At 64.5% G+C, this 14,850-nt stretch carries 16 protein-coding genes; 7 read left to right on the top strand and 9 right to left on the bottom strand.

From position 1 onward, the window contains the following. Positions 1 to 580 precede the first annotated feature (580 nt). Positions 581 to 2,074, top strand: coding sequence for a malate dehydrogenase (quinone) (gene mqo, locus L6D89_RS08465; RefSeq protein WP_236199358.1), 1,494 nt, complete (start codon positions 581 to 583; stop codon positions 2,072 to 2,074). A gap of 54 nt (positions 2,075 to 2,128) precedes the next feature. On the opposite strand, the gene L6D89_RS08460 is transcribed toward mqo, so the two are convergent. From L6D89_RS08460 to L6D89_RS08450, 3 genes are all read right to left on the bottom strand, one after another. Next, positions 2,129 to 2,533, bottom strand: a complete 405-nt coding sequence (locus L6D89_RS08460; RefSeq protein WP_236172900.1) for a VOC family protein — start codon at positions 2,531 to 2,533, stop codon at positions 2,129 to 2,131. 233 nt (positions 2,534 to 2,766) lie between these two features. Then, positions 2,767 to 3,054 (bottom strand): PA4642 family protein, encoded by a 288-nt coding sequence (locus L6D89_RS08455; RefSeq protein WP_236199357.1) that lies wholly within the window; start codon positions 3,052 to 3,054, stop codon positions 2,767 to 2,769. Between the two features lie 98 nt (positions 3,055 to 3,152). Next, on the bottom strand, positions 3,153 to 3,635 hold the full coding sequence (locus tag L6D89_RS08450; protein WP_373873580.1) for a hypothetical protein: 483 nt from the start codon (positions 3,633 to 3,635) through the stop codon (positions 3,153 to 3,155). A gap of 141 nt (positions 3,636 to 3,776) precedes the next feature. Between L6D89_RS08450 and L6D89_RS08445 the strand changes: the two genes are divergently transcribed. Next, positions 3,777 to 4,694 carry a LysR family transcriptional regulator gene (locus L6D89_RS08445; protein WP_236199356.1) on the top strand — a complete coding sequence of 306 codons (918 nt, stop codon included), beginning with the start codon at positions 3,777 to 3,779 and terminating at the stop codon, positions 4,692 to 4,694. Here the strand turns inward: L6D89_RS08445 and L6D89_RS08440 are convergent. From L6D89_RS08440 to L6D89_RS08430, 3 genes are all read right to left on the bottom strand, one after another. Next, positions 4,678 to 6,102: an aldehyde dehydrogenase family protein gene (locus L6D89_RS08440; protein ID WP_236199355.1), complete on the bottom strand. Its 1,425-nt coding sequence runs from the start codon at positions 6,100 to 6,102 to the stop codon at positions 4,678 to 4,680. The genes L6D89_RS08445 and L6D89_RS08440 overlap by 17 nt on opposite strands. A 215-nt stretch (positions 6,103 to 6,317) precedes the next feature. Beyond that, the gene (locus L6D89_RS08435) at positions 6,318 to 6,794 is read right to left on the bottom strand and encodes a WbuC family cupin fold metalloprotein (RefSeq protein ID WP_236199354.1); all 477 of its coding nucleotides are present in this window, start codon (positions 6,792 to 6,794) and stop codon (positions 6,318 to 6,320) included. A 2-nt stretch (positions 6,795 to 6,796) separates the two neighbouring features. Further along, the gene (locus L6D89_RS08430; protein WP_236172905.1) at positions 6,797 to 7,354 is read right to left on the bottom strand and encodes a hypoxanthine-guanine phosphoribosyltransferase; all 558 of its coding nucleotides are present in this window, start codon (positions 7,352 to 7,354) and stop codon (positions 6,797 to 6,799) included. Positions 7,355 to 7,509: 155 nt separating this feature from the next. Here L6D89_RS08430 and upp point away from each other — a divergent pair, with 155 nt between their 5' ends. From upp to L6D89_RS08415, 3 genes are all read left to right on the top strand, one after another. Beyond that, positions 7,510 to 8,148, top strand: coding sequence for a uracil phosphoribosyltransferase (upp, locus tag L6D89_RS08425; RefSeq protein WP_236172906.1), 639 nt, complete (start codon positions 7,510 to 7,512; stop codon positions 8,146 to 8,148). A 3-nt stretch (positions 8,149 to 8,151) separates the two neighbouring features. Beyond that, positions 8,152 to 9,444 carry a uracil-xanthine permease family protein gene (locus tag L6D89_RS08420; RefSeq protein WP_236199353.1) on the top strand — a complete coding sequence of 431 codons (1,293 nt, stop codon included), beginning with the start codon at positions 8,152 to 8,154 and terminating at the stop codon, positions 9,442 to 9,444. A 162-nt stretch (positions 9,445 to 9,606) separates the two neighbouring features. Next, positions 9,607 to 10,605 (top strand): glucosaminyl phosphatidylglycerol flippase, encoded by a 999-nt coding sequence (locus tag L6D89_RS08415; RefSeq protein WP_236199352.1) that lies wholly within the window; start codon positions 9,607 to 9,609, stop codon positions 10,603 to 10,605. 3 nt (positions 10,606 to 10,608) lie between these two features. Here L6D89_RS08415 and L6D89_RS08410 read toward each other — a convergent pair whose 3' ends face one another. Continuing rightward, the gene (locus L6D89_RS08410; protein ID WP_236199351.1) at positions 10,609 to 10,788 is read right to left on the bottom strand and encodes a hypothetical protein; all 180 of its coding nucleotides are present in this window, start codon (positions 10,786 to 10,788) and stop codon (positions 10,609 to 10,611) included. Positions 10,789 to 10,876: 88 nt separating this feature from the next. Continuing rightward, on the bottom strand, positions 10,877 to 11,728 hold the full coding sequence (gene purU, locus L6D89_RS08405) for a formyltetrahydrofolate deformylase (protein WP_017519713.1): 852 nt from the start codon (positions 11,726 to 11,728) through the stop codon (positions 10,877 to 10,879). A gap of 259 nt (positions 11,729 to 11,987) precedes the next feature. Here purU and mvaT point away from each other — a divergent pair, with 259 nt between their 5' ends. Next, positions 11,988 to 12,362 (top strand): histone-like nucleoid-structuring protein MvaT, encoded by a 375-nt coding sequence (gene mvaT / locus L6D89_RS08400; protein WP_236172910.1) that lies wholly within the window; start codon positions 11,988 to 11,990, stop codon positions 12,360 to 12,362. A gap of 69 nt (positions 12,363 to 12,431) precedes the next feature. Here the strand turns inward: mvaT and sbcB are convergent, their stop codons facing one another. Continuing rightward, positions 12,432 to 13,862: an exodeoxyribonuclease I gene (sbcB, locus tag L6D89_RS08395; protein WP_236199350.1), complete on the bottom strand. Its 1,431-nt coding sequence runs from the start codon at positions 13,860 to 13,862 to the stop codon at positions 12,432 to 12,434. Between the two features lie 142 nt (positions 13,863 to 14,004). On the opposite strand from sbcB, the gene L6D89_RS08390 reads away from it, so the two are divergent. Then, entirely contained in the window at positions 14,005 to 14,820 is an 816-nt protein-coding gene (locus tag L6D89_RS08390; RefSeq protein WP_236199349.1) for a DUF975 family protein, read from the top strand. Positions 14,821 to 14,850 lie beyond the last annotated feature (30 nt).

Here is a 14,850-nt window from a genome sequence, read left to right as displayed (position 1 = left end):
TTGTGTTTCGCCGTTATAATCGCCCCCCGATTATAAGGACGCCTCCTGGTCGGGCCCCGCACGATGCCGACACACCGTGTCTCGCCTCTGCCACCCCTCAAAGAGAGTCGCCACTCGCCTCGGTCACTGGCCGTCGCGCTTTGTACGTTCGTTGCGCAGAACTTGGCAAGGATGCAGCCGCCCCCTCCGCACGGAGACCGGACCGGCCCGCGACGACGATCCCCTTTGAGCTTCACGCCTCCAAAAGAGCGTGATCGAAGGTTTTTCACTACTTCACGAGAGTGTGGCGAGCAATGAAGAGTTTTGCGTTGGTAGCACCATTGACGTCTGACCCCGCAGCACTGAATCGCTTTTTCGGCACCGGAAGCCGCGCCTGAGCGCCACTCCCGGATGCACTTGCGGAGACTTCGTCTATCCGTGGATTGCCGAGAAGGTGCGCTTTTCCCCTCCTCCGATCCCGGCCCGAGACATTCCGCGATAGGTCCCTGGCGACCTGAGAAGAATTCGGACATGCGGCTTTCGCGCAACGAGCGCAAGGCCCCTGTCACAACTGGCTGCTGATAGTTTTGGAGACGCGTTAATGGCGCAGAACGAAATCGAATCGATGGACGTGCTGCTGGTCGGCGCCGGCATCATGAGCGCAACCCTGGCTGTCCTGCTCAAGGAAGTCGACCCGGGCGTCAAGCTCGAGATCGTCGAACTGCAGGAATCCGGAGCCATCGAGAGTTCCAACCCGTGGAACAACGCCGGCACCGGTCACGCCGGCCTCTGCGAGCTGAACTACACCCCGCAGGCCGCCGACGGCTCGATCGACATCAAGAAGGCGGTGAACATCAACGCCCAGTTCGAGGTGTCCAAGCAATTCTGGGCCTACCTGACCGGGAAGGACGCCTTCGGCGCGCCGCGCAACTTCATCAATCCCGTTCCGCACATGAGCTTCGTGCGTGGCAAGGACATTCCCTTCCTGAAGAAGCGCCATGAGCTGCTCAGCCAGCACCATGCCTTCGCCTCGATGGAATACACCGAGGACCGCGCGAAGATCGCCGACTGGGCCCCGCTGACCATTCCCGGCCGCCCGGCCGACGAGCAGGTCGCGATGACCCGTGTGGAAAGCGGCACCGACGTCAACTTCGGCGCCCTGACCAACCAGCTGCTGGGCTATCTCTCCAGCCGCGAAGGCAGCGACGTCCGCTACTTCCAGAAAGTGGTCGGCCTCGAGCGCAGCGGCGACGGCTGGCTGGTGGACATCAAGAACACCCAGACCGGCGACGCCCGCAAGGTCAAGGCGAAGTTCGTCTTCCTCGGCGCCGGCGGCGGCGCGCTGCCGCTGCTGCAGATGTCCGGCATCCCGGAAAGCAAAGGCTTCGGCGGCTTCCCGGTAAGCGGCCAGTGGCTGCGTTGCGACAACCCGGAAGTGGTCAAGCAGCACCAGGCCAAGGTCTACAGCCAGGCCGAAGTGGGCGCCCCGCCGATGTCCGTGCCGCACCTGGACACCCGCGTAGTCGAGGGCAAGACCTCCCTGCTGTTCGGCCCGTACGCCGGCTTCTCCACCAAGTTCCTGCGCCACGGCTCGTTCCTCGACCTGCCGCTCTCGGTGCGCACCAGCAACCTGCTGCCGATGCTTGCCGTGGCCCGCGACAACATGGACCTCACCCGCTACCTGGTGAAGGAAGTCATGCAGTCCATGGACCAACGTATCGAAGCCCTGCGCAAGTTCTACCCGGAACTGAACCCGGCCGACTGGCGCCTCGAAACCGCCGGCCAGCGCGTGCAGATCATCAAGAAAGACCCGAAGAAAGGCGGCATCCTGCAGTTCGGCACCGAACTGGTGGCGGCCCAGGACGGCAGCATCGCCGCCCTGCTCGGCGCCTCGCCGGGCGCCTCGGTGACCGTGTCGATCATGCTGGGCCTGCTGGAGCGCTGCTTCCCCGAGCGCTACCAGTCGGCCGAGTGGACCACGAAGCTCAAGGAGATCTTCCCGGCCCGCGAGAAGCAACTGGAAACCGACGCCGCGGTGTACCGCGAAGTCAACCAGATGACCGCCGACCGCCTGCAGATCGTCGCCGCGTCCTGAGCCTCGCGCTCATGAAAAAGCCCGCCATCCGGCGGGCTTTTTCGTTTCCGCAGCCTAGCCGTGGCAGCTGACCATCCAGCCCACCCCGAAGCGATCGGTGAGCATGCCGAAGCGTTGCGCCCAGAAGGTCTTTTCCAGCGGCATCTCTACCCGCCCCTCCTCCGCCAGGGCAGCGAATGCCTGCTCCGCCGCCACCACGCTGCGCAGCGTCAGGTGCAGGGAGAAGCCATTGAACGCGGCGTTGTGCTCACCGCGACCGTCGGACAGGAAAACTTCTGTCTCGCCGATCTGCAGGCTGGCGTGCATCACCTTGTCCAGCCAGCCGTCGGGCACCGGCGAGGGCCCCGGCGCCTCTTCAAAGCGCATCAGCGCGCCGAGCTGGGCACCCACCGCACGTTGGTAGAAGGCAATGGCCTCATCGGCACGACCATGGAAAAACAGATAGGGCTGTACTTGCACGGCTTCGTCCTCGCCTTGTCGTTATCGTTCTTCGGAGAAGTCTAGGCGGGGATTCGACGAGGTGTCCGACGTACCTCTTCGTAGGATGGGTGGAGCGCAGCGATACCCATGCTGTGCGCTGCATGGGATCGATGGGTATCGCTGCGCTCCACGCCATCCTACAAGGCATGCTTCCTGCTCGCCCTCAAACGAAAAAGCCCGCACAAGGCGGGCTTTTCAGCGACTCGATGCGATCAGCCGCGGGCGGCCTTGATCACTGCGATGTACGGCTCGGCCTGGCGCTGGTCCTGGATCAGGGCGATGAAGTCGTGGCCCTGGGCGTCCTTGGCAGACAGGTCGTAACCGGCTTCGACGAAGAAGCCGACGAAGCGCTCGAAGTCGTCGATGCGCAGGCCACGGTAGGCCTTGACCAGCTTGTGCAGGGATGCCGGGGTGTCGTCGGCCGGTTCCACGTCGAGGAACAGCTTGATGGCGTCGTCGTTGATCTCTTCGCCAATCACCTGCTTCTTGTCTTTACGCATCGCTCGCTTCTCTCTACGGCTGTCTCGGGGATCGCGGCCGGCAACGGTTCAGGCCGGGCACCAGGGGTCGGGCAGTTTACCCCTGCGCCGGGCGCGGCTCAACGCGCACGCACCGCACCGGTATGCAGGTCGGCCCAGATATGGCCGTTGCCGTAGGTGAGGAACTGCACATAGACAGTACCGTTGCGCAGCAGGTCGAGCAGCTGTGGATAAGCCGCCTGCGGGTAGTACAGGCTGAGTACGCGGGTCTTCTCGTCGTAGGCCGGTTTCTTCAGGCTCTTGCCTTCGGCATCGAAACTGATGACCACCTGGCTGATCTGCGCGCCCTTGTTCAGCGGCTTGCCCTTGAGGCGCAGCAGCGACGGCGTGGTAATCGGGATCGGCTGCTGGTTGGACTGACGCTGGTTGCCCAGCACCACGCTGTATTCGGTGACCTGCAGCAGTTGCTGCTGCTCCGGCGCGCCCTGGCGCAAGCCGGCATCGTCAGGCGGCAGGAACTGGCTGTGCATCGGCGCGGCACCAGCGACCAAAGGTAGGCAGAACAGCAGCGCCAGCACGGCGCCCGGCATGCGAACGGACATCATCACCTCCGCGGGACAGGGCCGGGCACTCTAGCACGCGCCCGAAGCGCCACGACAGGCACACATGGCAAGCCCGGCGATACATTGATAGCCTTCGAAGTCATCAACCCAATACATCGCCAGCCACAGATCGAAACCGCCATGCTGCACAACGTCTCCGACCTCGACCTGCGCCTGCTGCGCATCTTCGCCTGTGTGGTGCGCTGCGGCGGATTCTCTGCCGCCCAGGGCGAACTGGGCATGGGCCAGTCGACCATCAGCACACACATCGCCAGCCTCGAAACACGCCTGGGTTACCGCCTGTGCGAGCGCGGCAAGAGCGGCTTCCGCCTGACCGAGAAGGGCGAACGGGTGCTGGACTACGCGCAGAGCCTGTTCGCCGCGCTGGGCGACTTCCGCGACCAGGTGCAATCCCTGGCCGGGCGCCTGGTCGGCGAACTGCACCTGGGCCTGGCCGACAATATCGCCACCCTCGCCGAGGCGCGCATCCACCAGACCCTGGCGCGCTTCAACCGCCGCGACCAGGATGTGCGACTGCATTTCCTCATCGAGTCTTCCAGCGAACTGGAGCGCCTGGTACTCGGCGGCCGCCTGCACCTGGCCATCGCCTGCTTCAGCCGGCGCCTGCCGAACCTGCGCTATGAGCCGCTGTACCACGAGCGCGTGGCAGTGTTCTGCGGGCGCGAGCACCCGTTGTTCGACAAGCCGGTGAAGGACGCAGGAGAACTGCAGAGCTGCGACTGGATCCAGCACGGCTACGCGGTGGCCGACGTGCAACTGCCGGCCGATCCACAGCGCAGCACGGCCTTTGCCCAGCATATGGAAGCCGTGCTCCATGCCGTGCGCGCCGGCACGCACCTGGGCTACCTGCCCACCCACTATGCCGAGCGCTGGGTGGAACAGGGCGAGATGCGCGCCCTGCTGCCGGACAGCCTCGGCTACGGCATCACCCACAGCCTGGTGGTGCGCGACGAGCCGGGGCACAACGAAGCGCTCCAGGCGCTGGTCGAGGACCTGCGTCTGGAGCACGGGGTGACGCCGGTCAGCGCGGCGCGGTGATGTGCTTGATGTCGAAGAACGCCGACAGACCCCACGGCCCCAGCTCCCGACCGATACCGCTGCGCTTGCCGCCGCCCCAGGAAGTCTGCGGGAAAACGACTTGCGGCGAGTTCAGCCAGACGTTGCCGGCTTCCAGGTTCTCGGCGACGCGCCGGGCGCGCTCGAGATCGGCGCTGCACACCGTGGCGGCCAGGGCGAAATCACTGTCGTTGGCCTGACGCACGGCATCCGCTTCATCACTGAAGGTACGCACGCACAGTACCGGGCCGAAGATTTCCTCGCGCCACAGGCGGCTGTCCGCCGGCACGTCGGTGTACACGGTCGGCTGGATGAACCAGCCCTCTGCCGCTTCGCCACCGGTCAGGCAGGCCAGGCCTTCGTCGCGGGCCACGGCGAAGTAGTCGAGCACCTTGCGGTACTGCGCTTCGCTGGTCATCGGCCCCATGTCGGTCTCGCCCAGCAGCGAGTCGCCAACGCGCAGGCCTTCCACTGCCACTTTCAACTTCGCCAGCAGCGGCGCGGCGATGGATTCCTGCACCAGCAGGCGCGAGGTGGCGGAGCACATCTGCCCGGCGTTCCAGTAGACGCCGGCGATGATCCACTGCACCGCTTCGTCCAGGTCGCAGTCCTCGAACACCAGGATCGGCGACTTGCCGCCCAGCTCCAGGCCCACCGGCAGGGTGCGCGCGGCGGCCGCTTCCATGACCTTGCGGCCGACGACGTTGCTGCCGGTGAAGGACAGCTTGGCGATGCCCGGATGACTGCACAGTGCAGCGCCGGCATCGGCCAGGCCCGGCACCAGGTTCAGCACACCCGCCGGCAGGCCGATGGCGTCGGCGATCTCGCCCAGCACCAGTTCGATCAGCGGGGTGATTTCCGAGGGTTTGAGCACCACGGTGCAGCCTGCCGCCAGGGCCGGCGCGACCTTCCAGGCGCTGGTCACCAGCGGGAAGTTCCACGGCACGATCAGGCCGACCACGCCGATGGGCTCGAAGCGGGTCTGCGAGCGGTAGCCGGCGTCCGGCAGGGCCACTTCGGCGTTCTGCCGGGCGTCCAGCTGCTCGGCCAGTTCGGCGTAATAGGCGAAGGTAGCGATGGCGTCGCCGATATCGATTTCCGCTTCCAGGCGCGGCTTGCCGCTGGCCTGCATCTGCAGGGTGATCAGCGCTTCGCTGCGGGCTTCGAGCTGCTCGGCGAAAGCCCGCAGGTAGCCGGCGCGCTGGGCGGCCGTGGTCTGGCGCCAGCCGGCGAAGGCACGCTTGGCGGCAGCCACGGCGCGCTCCACGTCGGACACCCCGGCGCAAGCGACTTCCGGCAGCGCTGCACGGGTAGCGGGAGCGATCGGGCGCAGGACGGCGCCGCTGTCGGCGGCCTGCCATTGGCCATCGATATAAAGGAGACGGGACATGCGAACCTCGGACGGTTGTCTTGTGAGGGACGCAGGATAGGCGGGGCATTCATTGGCAAAAATGCACGCTTAACCATGCATGCATCGATACAGCTCGATGTTTGATTGTGCGTAGGAGCGGACTCCGTCCGCGATAGGTTCGCCTGACTCCCCGACCGATCGGAGCGGCGGGAAATCGATCGCGGACAAAGTCCGCTCCTACGCACGTGCAGGATTCAGTGCGGGAACTGAGAGCGCATCCAGGCCAGGTACTCGGCGGCACCGGGCTCACCTTCACGCGGCGCCCACTGCCCGCGCTCGTCCTCGCCCAGCGGGACGAAGGGGCCGGCCTTGGCCTCGAACATGATGCTGTCCGGCTCCAGCGCGACGATGGCGTGGAAGGTGCCCGGCGGCAGATCCGCGCCAACACACTCGCCGCCTGCGCGGAGTACGCGGGTAGTCAGCAGTTCGCCGTTGCCTGAGAAGATCAGCAGGCCCAGCGCGCCCTTCACCACCAGCAGGCTTTCGGCCTTGTCCGGATGGCGATGGCAGTGCGGCGGAATATAGCTGTCGGGCTGCAACGCATTGAGCAGGCGATGGCAAGGCTCGCTCTGCTCATGGAAATTGTGGTTCTGTCGACGCCGGGGGCTGGCGGCGGCAAGGGCCGCGACCTCGTCGAACAGCGTGCTGTCGAGGAAACGCGGCCCGCTCATCGTCACAGTCCCTTGACGGCGAAGATGCCGGCGGCGTTGCGCCAGTAGCCCTTGTAGTCCATGCCGTAGCCGAAGATGTAGCGATCGATGCAGGACAGCCCCACGTAGTCGGCCTTCAGGTCCGGACGGGCCTTGCGGTCGTGGTCCTTGTCGATCAGCACGGCGGTATGCACGCGCTTGGCGCCGGCATGCCTGCAGAAGTCCATGATCGCCGAGAGGGTGTGCCCTTCGTCGAGGATGTCGTCGATGATCAGCACTTCACGGTCGATGAAGGAGATTTCCGGCTTGGCCTTCCAGAACAGCTCGCCACCGGTGGTCTCGTTGCGGTAACGGGTCGCATGCAGGTAGGAGGCTTCCAGCGGGAAATTCAGCAGCGGCAGCAGCTTGCCGGAGAAGATCAGGCCACCGTTCATCACGCAGAACACCACCGGGTTGGAGTCGGCCAGAGAGCCGTTGATGGCCTCCGCCACACGGGCGATGGCGGCCTCTACCTCGGCGTTGGTGTACAGGCAGTCGGCTTCGGCCATGACTTGGCGGATGTGCGCGAGATCGACGGACATGGGGGTTCTCCCGTGAAAAAGTGCGCAAAGGTACCTATCGGCGTGCCATGGAGCAAGGGTCAGCGGACGAATGTCGCCGACAATCGTGGCCCAACGTAGCTAGGATGCATTACGCTACCGCAATTTTTTTGCCAGCCCGTCCGGAGAACCCATCCATGCCCGTCCTCGAGATTCGCCATCCCCTGATCCGCCACAAGATCGGACTGATGCGCCGTCACGATATCAGTACCAAGAATTTCCGCGAGCTGGCCCAGGAAGTGGGCGCCCTGCTGACCTACGAGGCGACCAAGGACCTGCCGCTGGAGAACTACGAGATCGAAGGTTGGGCCGGCCCCGTGCAGGTCGAGAAGATTGCCGGCAAGAAGATCACCGTGGTGCCGATCCTGCGCGCCGGCATCGGCATGCTCGAAGGCGTACTCAGCCTGATTCCGGGCGCCAAGGTCAGCGCCGTGGGCGTGGCCCGCAACGAGGAAACCCTCGAAGCGCACACCTACCTGGAAAAGCTCGCGCCGGACATCGCCGAACGCCGTTCGCTGATCATCGACCCGATGCTCGCCACCGGCGGCTCCATGGTCGCCACCATCAACCTGCTGAAGAAGGCCGGCAGCAAGGACATCCGCGCCATGGTGCTGGTGGCGGCGCCCGAAGGGATCAAGGCAGTCAACGATGCGCATCCGGACGTGCTCATCTATACCGCCTCCATCGACCAGTGCCTGAACGAGCACGGGTACATCATGCCGGGCCTGGGCGATGCCGGTGACAAGATCTTCGGCACCAAGCAGAAGGACACCTGATCGATGGCCGATGAATTCAACGAACCGCTGTGGCGCCAGATCATCTCTGGCGCGCAGATGCTCTTCGTGGCCTTCGGCGCGCTGGTACTGATGCCGCTGATCACCGGGCTGGACCCGAACGTGGCACTGTTCACCGCCGGTTTCGGCACCCTGATGTTCCAGATCGTCACTGGGCGCCAGGTCCCGGTGTTCCTGGCCTCGAGCTTTGCCTTCATTACCCCGATCATCCTCGCCAAGGGCCAGTTCGGCCTGGCCGCGACCATGGGCGGCGTGGTGGCGGCCGGCTTCGTCTACACCTTCCTGGGCCTGGCCGTGAAGATCAAGGGCACTGGATTCATCGACCGTCTGCTGCCGCCGGTAGTCATCGGCCCGGTCATCATTTCCATCGGCCTGGCGATGGCGCCGATCGCCGCCAACATGGCGATGGGCAAGGCCGGTGACGGCACCGAGCTGATCCCCTACAAGACCGCCATGTTCATTTCCATGCCAGCGCTGCTGACCACGCTGATCGTCGCGGTATTCGGCAAGGGCATGCTGCGCCTGGTGCCGATCATCGCCGGTGTGCTGGTGGGTTACGGCCTGTCCTTCGCCTTCGGCGTGGTCGACGTCGCCAAGATCGTCGCCGCGCCCTGGCTGGAGCTGCCGAAGTTCACCGCGCCGGAATTCAACTGGCAGGCCATCCTGTTCATCGTGCCCGTGGCGCTGGCTCCGGCCATCGAGCACATCGGCGGGGTCATCGCCGTGGGCGGCGTGACCGGCAAGAACTACCTGAAGACGCCGGGCCTGCACCGCACCCTGCTGGGCGACGGCATCGCCACCTCCGCCGCCGGCCTGTTCGGCGGCCCGCCGAACACCACCTACGCGGAAGTGACCGGCGCGGTGATGCTGACCAAGAACTACAACCCGAAGATCATGACCTGGGCTGCGGTGTTCGCCATCAGCCTGGCCTTCGTCGGCAAGTTCGGTGCGATCCTGCAGAGCATCCCGGTACCAGTAATGGGCGGCATCCTCTGCCTGCTGTTCGGCACCATCGCCTCGGTGGGCATGAACACCCTGATCCGCCACAAGGTCGACCTGTCCCAGGCGCGCAACCTGTGCATCGTCTCGGTGACGCTGGTGTTCGGCATCGGTGGCGTGCTGATCGGCACCGGCACCGGCCCCGACGACTTCGGCCTGAAGGGCATCGCCCTGTGCGCGATCGTTGCAATCCTGCTGAACCTGATCCTGCCGGGTGAGGAAGGCTGGGAAAACAAGGCGCTGGAAGAAGGCGCCAGCGACAAGAACTCCGCCGAGTGAGACCGGGGCGCCGTTTTTAGCGCGGCGCCCCTGCCCACGCAAAGTTCGGCGAACGCAGCATGCCGATGACGGTCCACTCAGCATGACAGTTCGATTCCCACAGGAGGCCCTGGTTATCCGCCGCGCCTCGCTCGCTCTGCTCCACCCACCTGAGGCGCACTCTTGAGTCGCGCCTGGTGGCTGTTGCTCGGCCTCATCGGCGCCTCGCTGATCCCGCTCGCCATTGGTGGCCGGGAAATGCTCGAGCACGTCCTGGCCTTCCCCCTCGACAAGCTGCTAATCATGTTCGGCATGATCTGCCTGTGCTGGCTGATCAACGCGCAGAAGTTGCGCGTGCTGCTCAATGGCCGCGCCGGCGAGATCGGCAAGGTGCGCTCGGTGGGCATCATCATGGCCTCGGAGTTCGCTTTCTATGCGACCCCCGGCGGCACCGGCGGCCCGCTGACGCTGATGGCGCTGCTGGCGCGCCACGGCATGCGCCCGGCGCACAGCAGCGCGATATTTGCCGTGGACCAGTTGAGCGATCTGCTGTTCTTTCTTTGCGCCTTGGCGGCCGTACTGGTCTGGGCGCTGTCGCACAGTGTCAGCCCGAACCTGGAAACCTCGCTGATCACCAGCGGTGTGCTGTTGGGCGGAATTTTCTTCGGCGTAGTCCTGCTGGCCCGCTTCCAGCGTCGGGTGATCAAGGCCAACGGCCGGTTGCTCAAGCGCCTGGGGATGAAACGGCGTACGCGCCTGCACTGGGCCCGCAAATGCCTGCACTTCCGCGACACTCTGGTGAGCTGCCTGCGCCAACCCAAGCGCCGGCTGCTGTTGATCTTCTTCTTCACCTGCTGCCACTGGATCCTGCGCTTCTCGGTGCTCTACATCACCCTCAAGGCGCTGGGCGTGGACCTGCACTGGGCCTGGGCCTTCCTGATCCAGCTGCTATCACTGGCGGCGGGCCTCGCCACGCTACTGCCGGGTGGCGCTGGTGGTACCGAGCTGACCAGCGCTGCGCTGCTCGCCCCGCTGGTGGGCAAGTCCACGGCGGCCGCGGCCATCCTGATCTGGCGCGTGGTGACCTATTACTTCTACCTGGTGATGGGCGCACCGGTGTTCGCCCTCATGGCGGGACGCCCTCTGCTGCGCAAGCTGATAGGCATGCGCGAACGCGCCTGAGGCTCAGTCGCTGGCAGGCTTGTCTTCTTTCTGCTCAGGCTTGAGCGAATCCCAGAGCTCGGCGGCGCCAGGGAACTCGGTGCCATCCTCTTCGCTCAGCGCTTCGGGATCGTAGCGGCTGGTACAGCCTTCGCCCAGGGTGGGCGGCGGGGTGGCCGTGCCGGGGTTCTTCGGGTCGCTCATGGCAGCATCTCCGTTGGGCGCAGCGCCCGCCGCCGGGAATGGCGGCGGGAGCATGCGGAGTACCCAGTCTGGAACCAGACGCAGTGGATCAGTCGAACACCACGGTCTTGTTGTCGTGCACCAGCACGCGGTCTTCCAGGTGGTAGCGCAGGCCGCGGGCCAGCACCAGCTTCTCCACGTCCTTGCCCAGGCGCACCAGGTCTTCGATGTTGTCGCGGTGGCTGATGCGCACCACGTCCTGCTCGATGATCGGGCCGGCGTCCAGCTCCTCGGTCACGTAGTGGCAGGTCGCGCCGATCAGCTTCACACCGCGCAGCGAGGCCTGGTGGTAGGGCTTGGCGCCGACGAAGGACGGCAGGAAGCTGTGGTGGATGTTGATCACCTGATGGCGATACTTCTGGCACAGGTCCGGTGGCAGGATCTGCATGTAGCGCGCCAGCACCACGTTGTCGGCCTGGTGCTCGTCGATCAGGCGCGAGACCTGCTCGAAGGCCGGCTGCTTGTTCTTCGGGTCCACCGGTACATGGAAGTACGGAATGCCGTGCCACTCCACCATGCTGCGCAGGTCATCGTGGTTGGCAATCACGCAGGGAATCTCGCAGTCCAGCTCGCCACTGTGCCAGCGGTGCAGCAGGTCGGCCAGGCAGTGCGACTCGCGGCTGGCCATCAGCACGACGCGCTTCTTCACCGAGGAGTCGGTGATCCGCCACTCCATGGAGAACTCGCGGGCAATCGGGGCGAAGGCCTGGCGGAAACCGTCGATGTCGAACGGCAGGGAATCGGCACGAATCTCGTGCCGCATGAAGAACCAGCCGTTGTCGTTGTCGGAATGGTGACTGGCCTCGGTGATCCAGCCGTTGTAAGTGGCCAGGAAATTACTCACCTTGGCGACGATGCCGACCCCGTCGGGGCAGGCGATCACCAGTCGGAAAGTGCGCATGGGTGTACTCCAGATACATCGCGAAGGCCGCCATTCTAGCGGCTTGGGGGGAAAAGTTCAGCCATTGCCGCGGGGCACCGACGACAGTCAGATGCGCACCTTGGCGAGTTCATCCGTTTAATACTGACGAGTGAACTATTTAAATACTTTGGCAATTACTCACAAAACTTTACCCGAGCATTTACTTGAACAACTTCGCTGACTATTATGTCTGCTACAAACTTTCCGCCACCGCTGGACCCAGAACAAGGTACCCAACATGTCGCTGATCAACGAGTACCGCGCCACCGAAGAAGCCATCAAGGAACTTCAGGAGCGCCTGAAATCTTTGGAGCAGGACGACAAGCTGAAGAAAGAGCTTGAGTTCGAAGAGAAACTTCGCGCGCTGATGGCCAGCTATGGCAAGTCCCTGCGTGACGTTATCGCCCTGCTCGATCCGGACGCGAAGCTGAGCAAATCGCCGCGTGCCGCAAAAGCCACCGGGAGCAAGCGCGCGCGCAAGGTCAAGCAGTACAAGAACCCGCACACTGGCGAAGTCATCGAAACCAAGGGCGGCAACCACAAGACCCTCAAGGAATGGAAAGCCAAGTGGGGCGCCGAGGCCGTTGAAGGCTGGGCCACACTGCTGGGCTGAGCCTTGCGGACATGAAAAACGCCAGCTTCGCGCTGGCGTTTTTTATTGCCTGGCGAAAAGCGCGCGGCGCTACAGGCTATAGCGCGCGCGCAACACCTGCGCATACTTATCCCACTCTTGCAGCACCAGACGACCGGCTGCCGTGGCATTGACCAGCTGCTCGCTCATTGCTGCGGCAAAGTTATCCAGAGTATTCGGCGCGCCGCACTCGGCCTGACTCAGGCGCGCACGGCAAAAGTCCAGCCATTGTTGCTGTTCCGTGGCACTCAAAGTTTCCGGGAAATTGCGCGCCCGATAACGGAAGAGCAGTTCGGGAAGTCGCACATCATCGAATGGCCATTGCTCTTTCGCCAAACGTGCGGGATCAGCCTGGCGCACCTGTTCGCACAATCTGCGATCACGGTCACCGATAAATCCGTCATACAACTGCTGCTCGGGATCTTCACTGCCGGCGAAACTTTCCTCGGCATACAAGGGCGCGAGTTTGTCCTGCCAGAGCGCTTTCTCCTCATTCAGTCTTCGCGCCGCCGCCAGGCAGGCGTCGAGGTCCAGGCCTGTACGTTGACGATCCTGCGGGCGCAAGACGGACAACGGCGCCACCACCGGGCACTTGTTGATGTGCAGCAGCTTCAGCGGCACCGGCAACTCACCCTCGGCCAACTCATCGCGACGCGTATAAAGGCGCTTGCGCAAGGTTTCCGCATCCAGTTCGAGCAAGGGCGAAACATCGGCTCCCAGGTCGCAGACGATCAAGGCGTTGCGATTGCGCGGATGCCACGCCAGCGGCAGCACCACGGACAGGTAGTGTCGCGCAGCGGAAAACATGCCGGAGATGTGCACCATCGGCTGCAGCAGGCGCACCTGATCCAGCACGCCCTGCTTGCCGCGCAGGCGATACAGGTAGTCGTAGAGTTTGGGCTGGCGGTCGCGCACCAGCCGCGCCAGGGCGATGGTGGCGCGCACGTCGGACAGCGCATCGTGCGCCTGCCCATGGTCGATGCCGTTGGCCGCAGTGAGGCGTTCGAGCTTGAGACTGACGACGCCCTCCTGCTCGGGCCAGACGATGCCTTCCGGGCGCAGGGCATAGGCGGTGCGCACCATGTCGATGAGGTCCCAGCGGCTGTTGCCGCCCTGCCACTCGCGGGCGTAGGGATCGAAGAAGTTGCGGTAGAGGCTGTAGCGCGTGACCTCGTCGTCGAAACGCAGAGTGTTGTAGCCCGCCACGCAGGTACCCGGCTGTGCCAGTTCGGCGTGCAGTCGGGTCATGAATTCGGCTTCGCCGAGGCCGTGCTCTTCCAGGCGTCCCGGGGTAATGCCGGTGATCAGGCAGGCGGCCGGGTGCGGCAGGATGTCGTCACTGGGCCGGCAATAGAGGTTCAGCGACTCACCGATCTCGTTGAGTGCTTCGTCCGTGCGAATGCCAGCCACCTGCAGTGGGCGGTCACGGCGCGGGTCGATGCCGGTGGTTTCATAGTCGTACCAGAAGATGCTGGCGTTCATTGTTTTTCCTTGCCTGCAAGCGAGTGCGTCGCAGTCTAACAGTGCTGCCGACCACACTTCCAAAACGCCTCGCTGGCACCTAGCCAGCCCCCGCCTTTATGATGGATGTCGCAAGGACCCCACACTGGAAAGGACTTTCCTCATGCAAGACATCGCTGCACAAAATCCCCACAGCGCTCCGCTGAGCAATCTCGAACCCGGCGCAGCCCAGGGCTCGGTGCCCTCCATCGCCGAGGCGCTGACGCGCGGCTACAACTTCAGCATCGGCGACCTGCTGGGCGAATCCTGGCGCCGCACCAAAGGCACCAAGGGCCTGATCATCGGCGGTTTCGTGGTCTTCTATGCGGCGATCTTCGCCCTGGTCAACGTGCTCAGCCTGTTCCTCACCGTGGTCGGCGTCGCCGGAATCGCCGGCATCGGCCTGCTCGGTGACAGCGAAGCCGCCGGCGGCATGGCGATGGGCGCGCTGGTTGCGTTCTTCATCGGCTCGATCGCCCTGAGCTTCGTCGCCACGGCCGTGTGCTACCCGCTGCTGGCCGGGGTGAACATGCTCGGCATCCGCCGCGCGGCCGACCAGCCGCTGCGCTTCAACGAAGTCTTCAGCCACTTCGGCCGCACCTTCCAGGTAGTGGTCTGCGTGCTGCTGAGCACTGTGCTGATCTGCATCGGCTATTTCCTCTTCGTGCTGCCGGGCATCTACCTGAGCATCGCCTACATGCTCGCCATTCCGCTGGTGGTCGAGCGCGGCCTGTCGCCGTGGGCCGCCCTGGAAGTCTCGCGCAAGGCCATCACCCAGCACTGGTTCAAGGTCTTCGGCCTGCTGCTGGTGTTCGGCCTGCTGTTCATGCTCAGCACTCTGACCCTGGGTATTGCGCTGATCTGGGTGATGCCGTGGCTGATCGTCGCCATCGGCGTGCTCTACCGCACCATTTTCGGCGTGCTGCCCATCGACGCCTGAGAACGGGCCTGGAGGCGGCCAGGCACCGCC

This window comes from Pseudomonas pseudonitroreducens, assembly GCF_021603645.1.
GTDB classification, from domain to species: Bacteria; Pseudomonadota; Gammaproteobacteria; order Pseudomonadales; family Pseudomonadaceae; genus Pseudomonas; species Pseudomonas pseudonitroreducens.
This window is presented reverse-complemented; position numbering and strand designations above follow the sequence as displayed.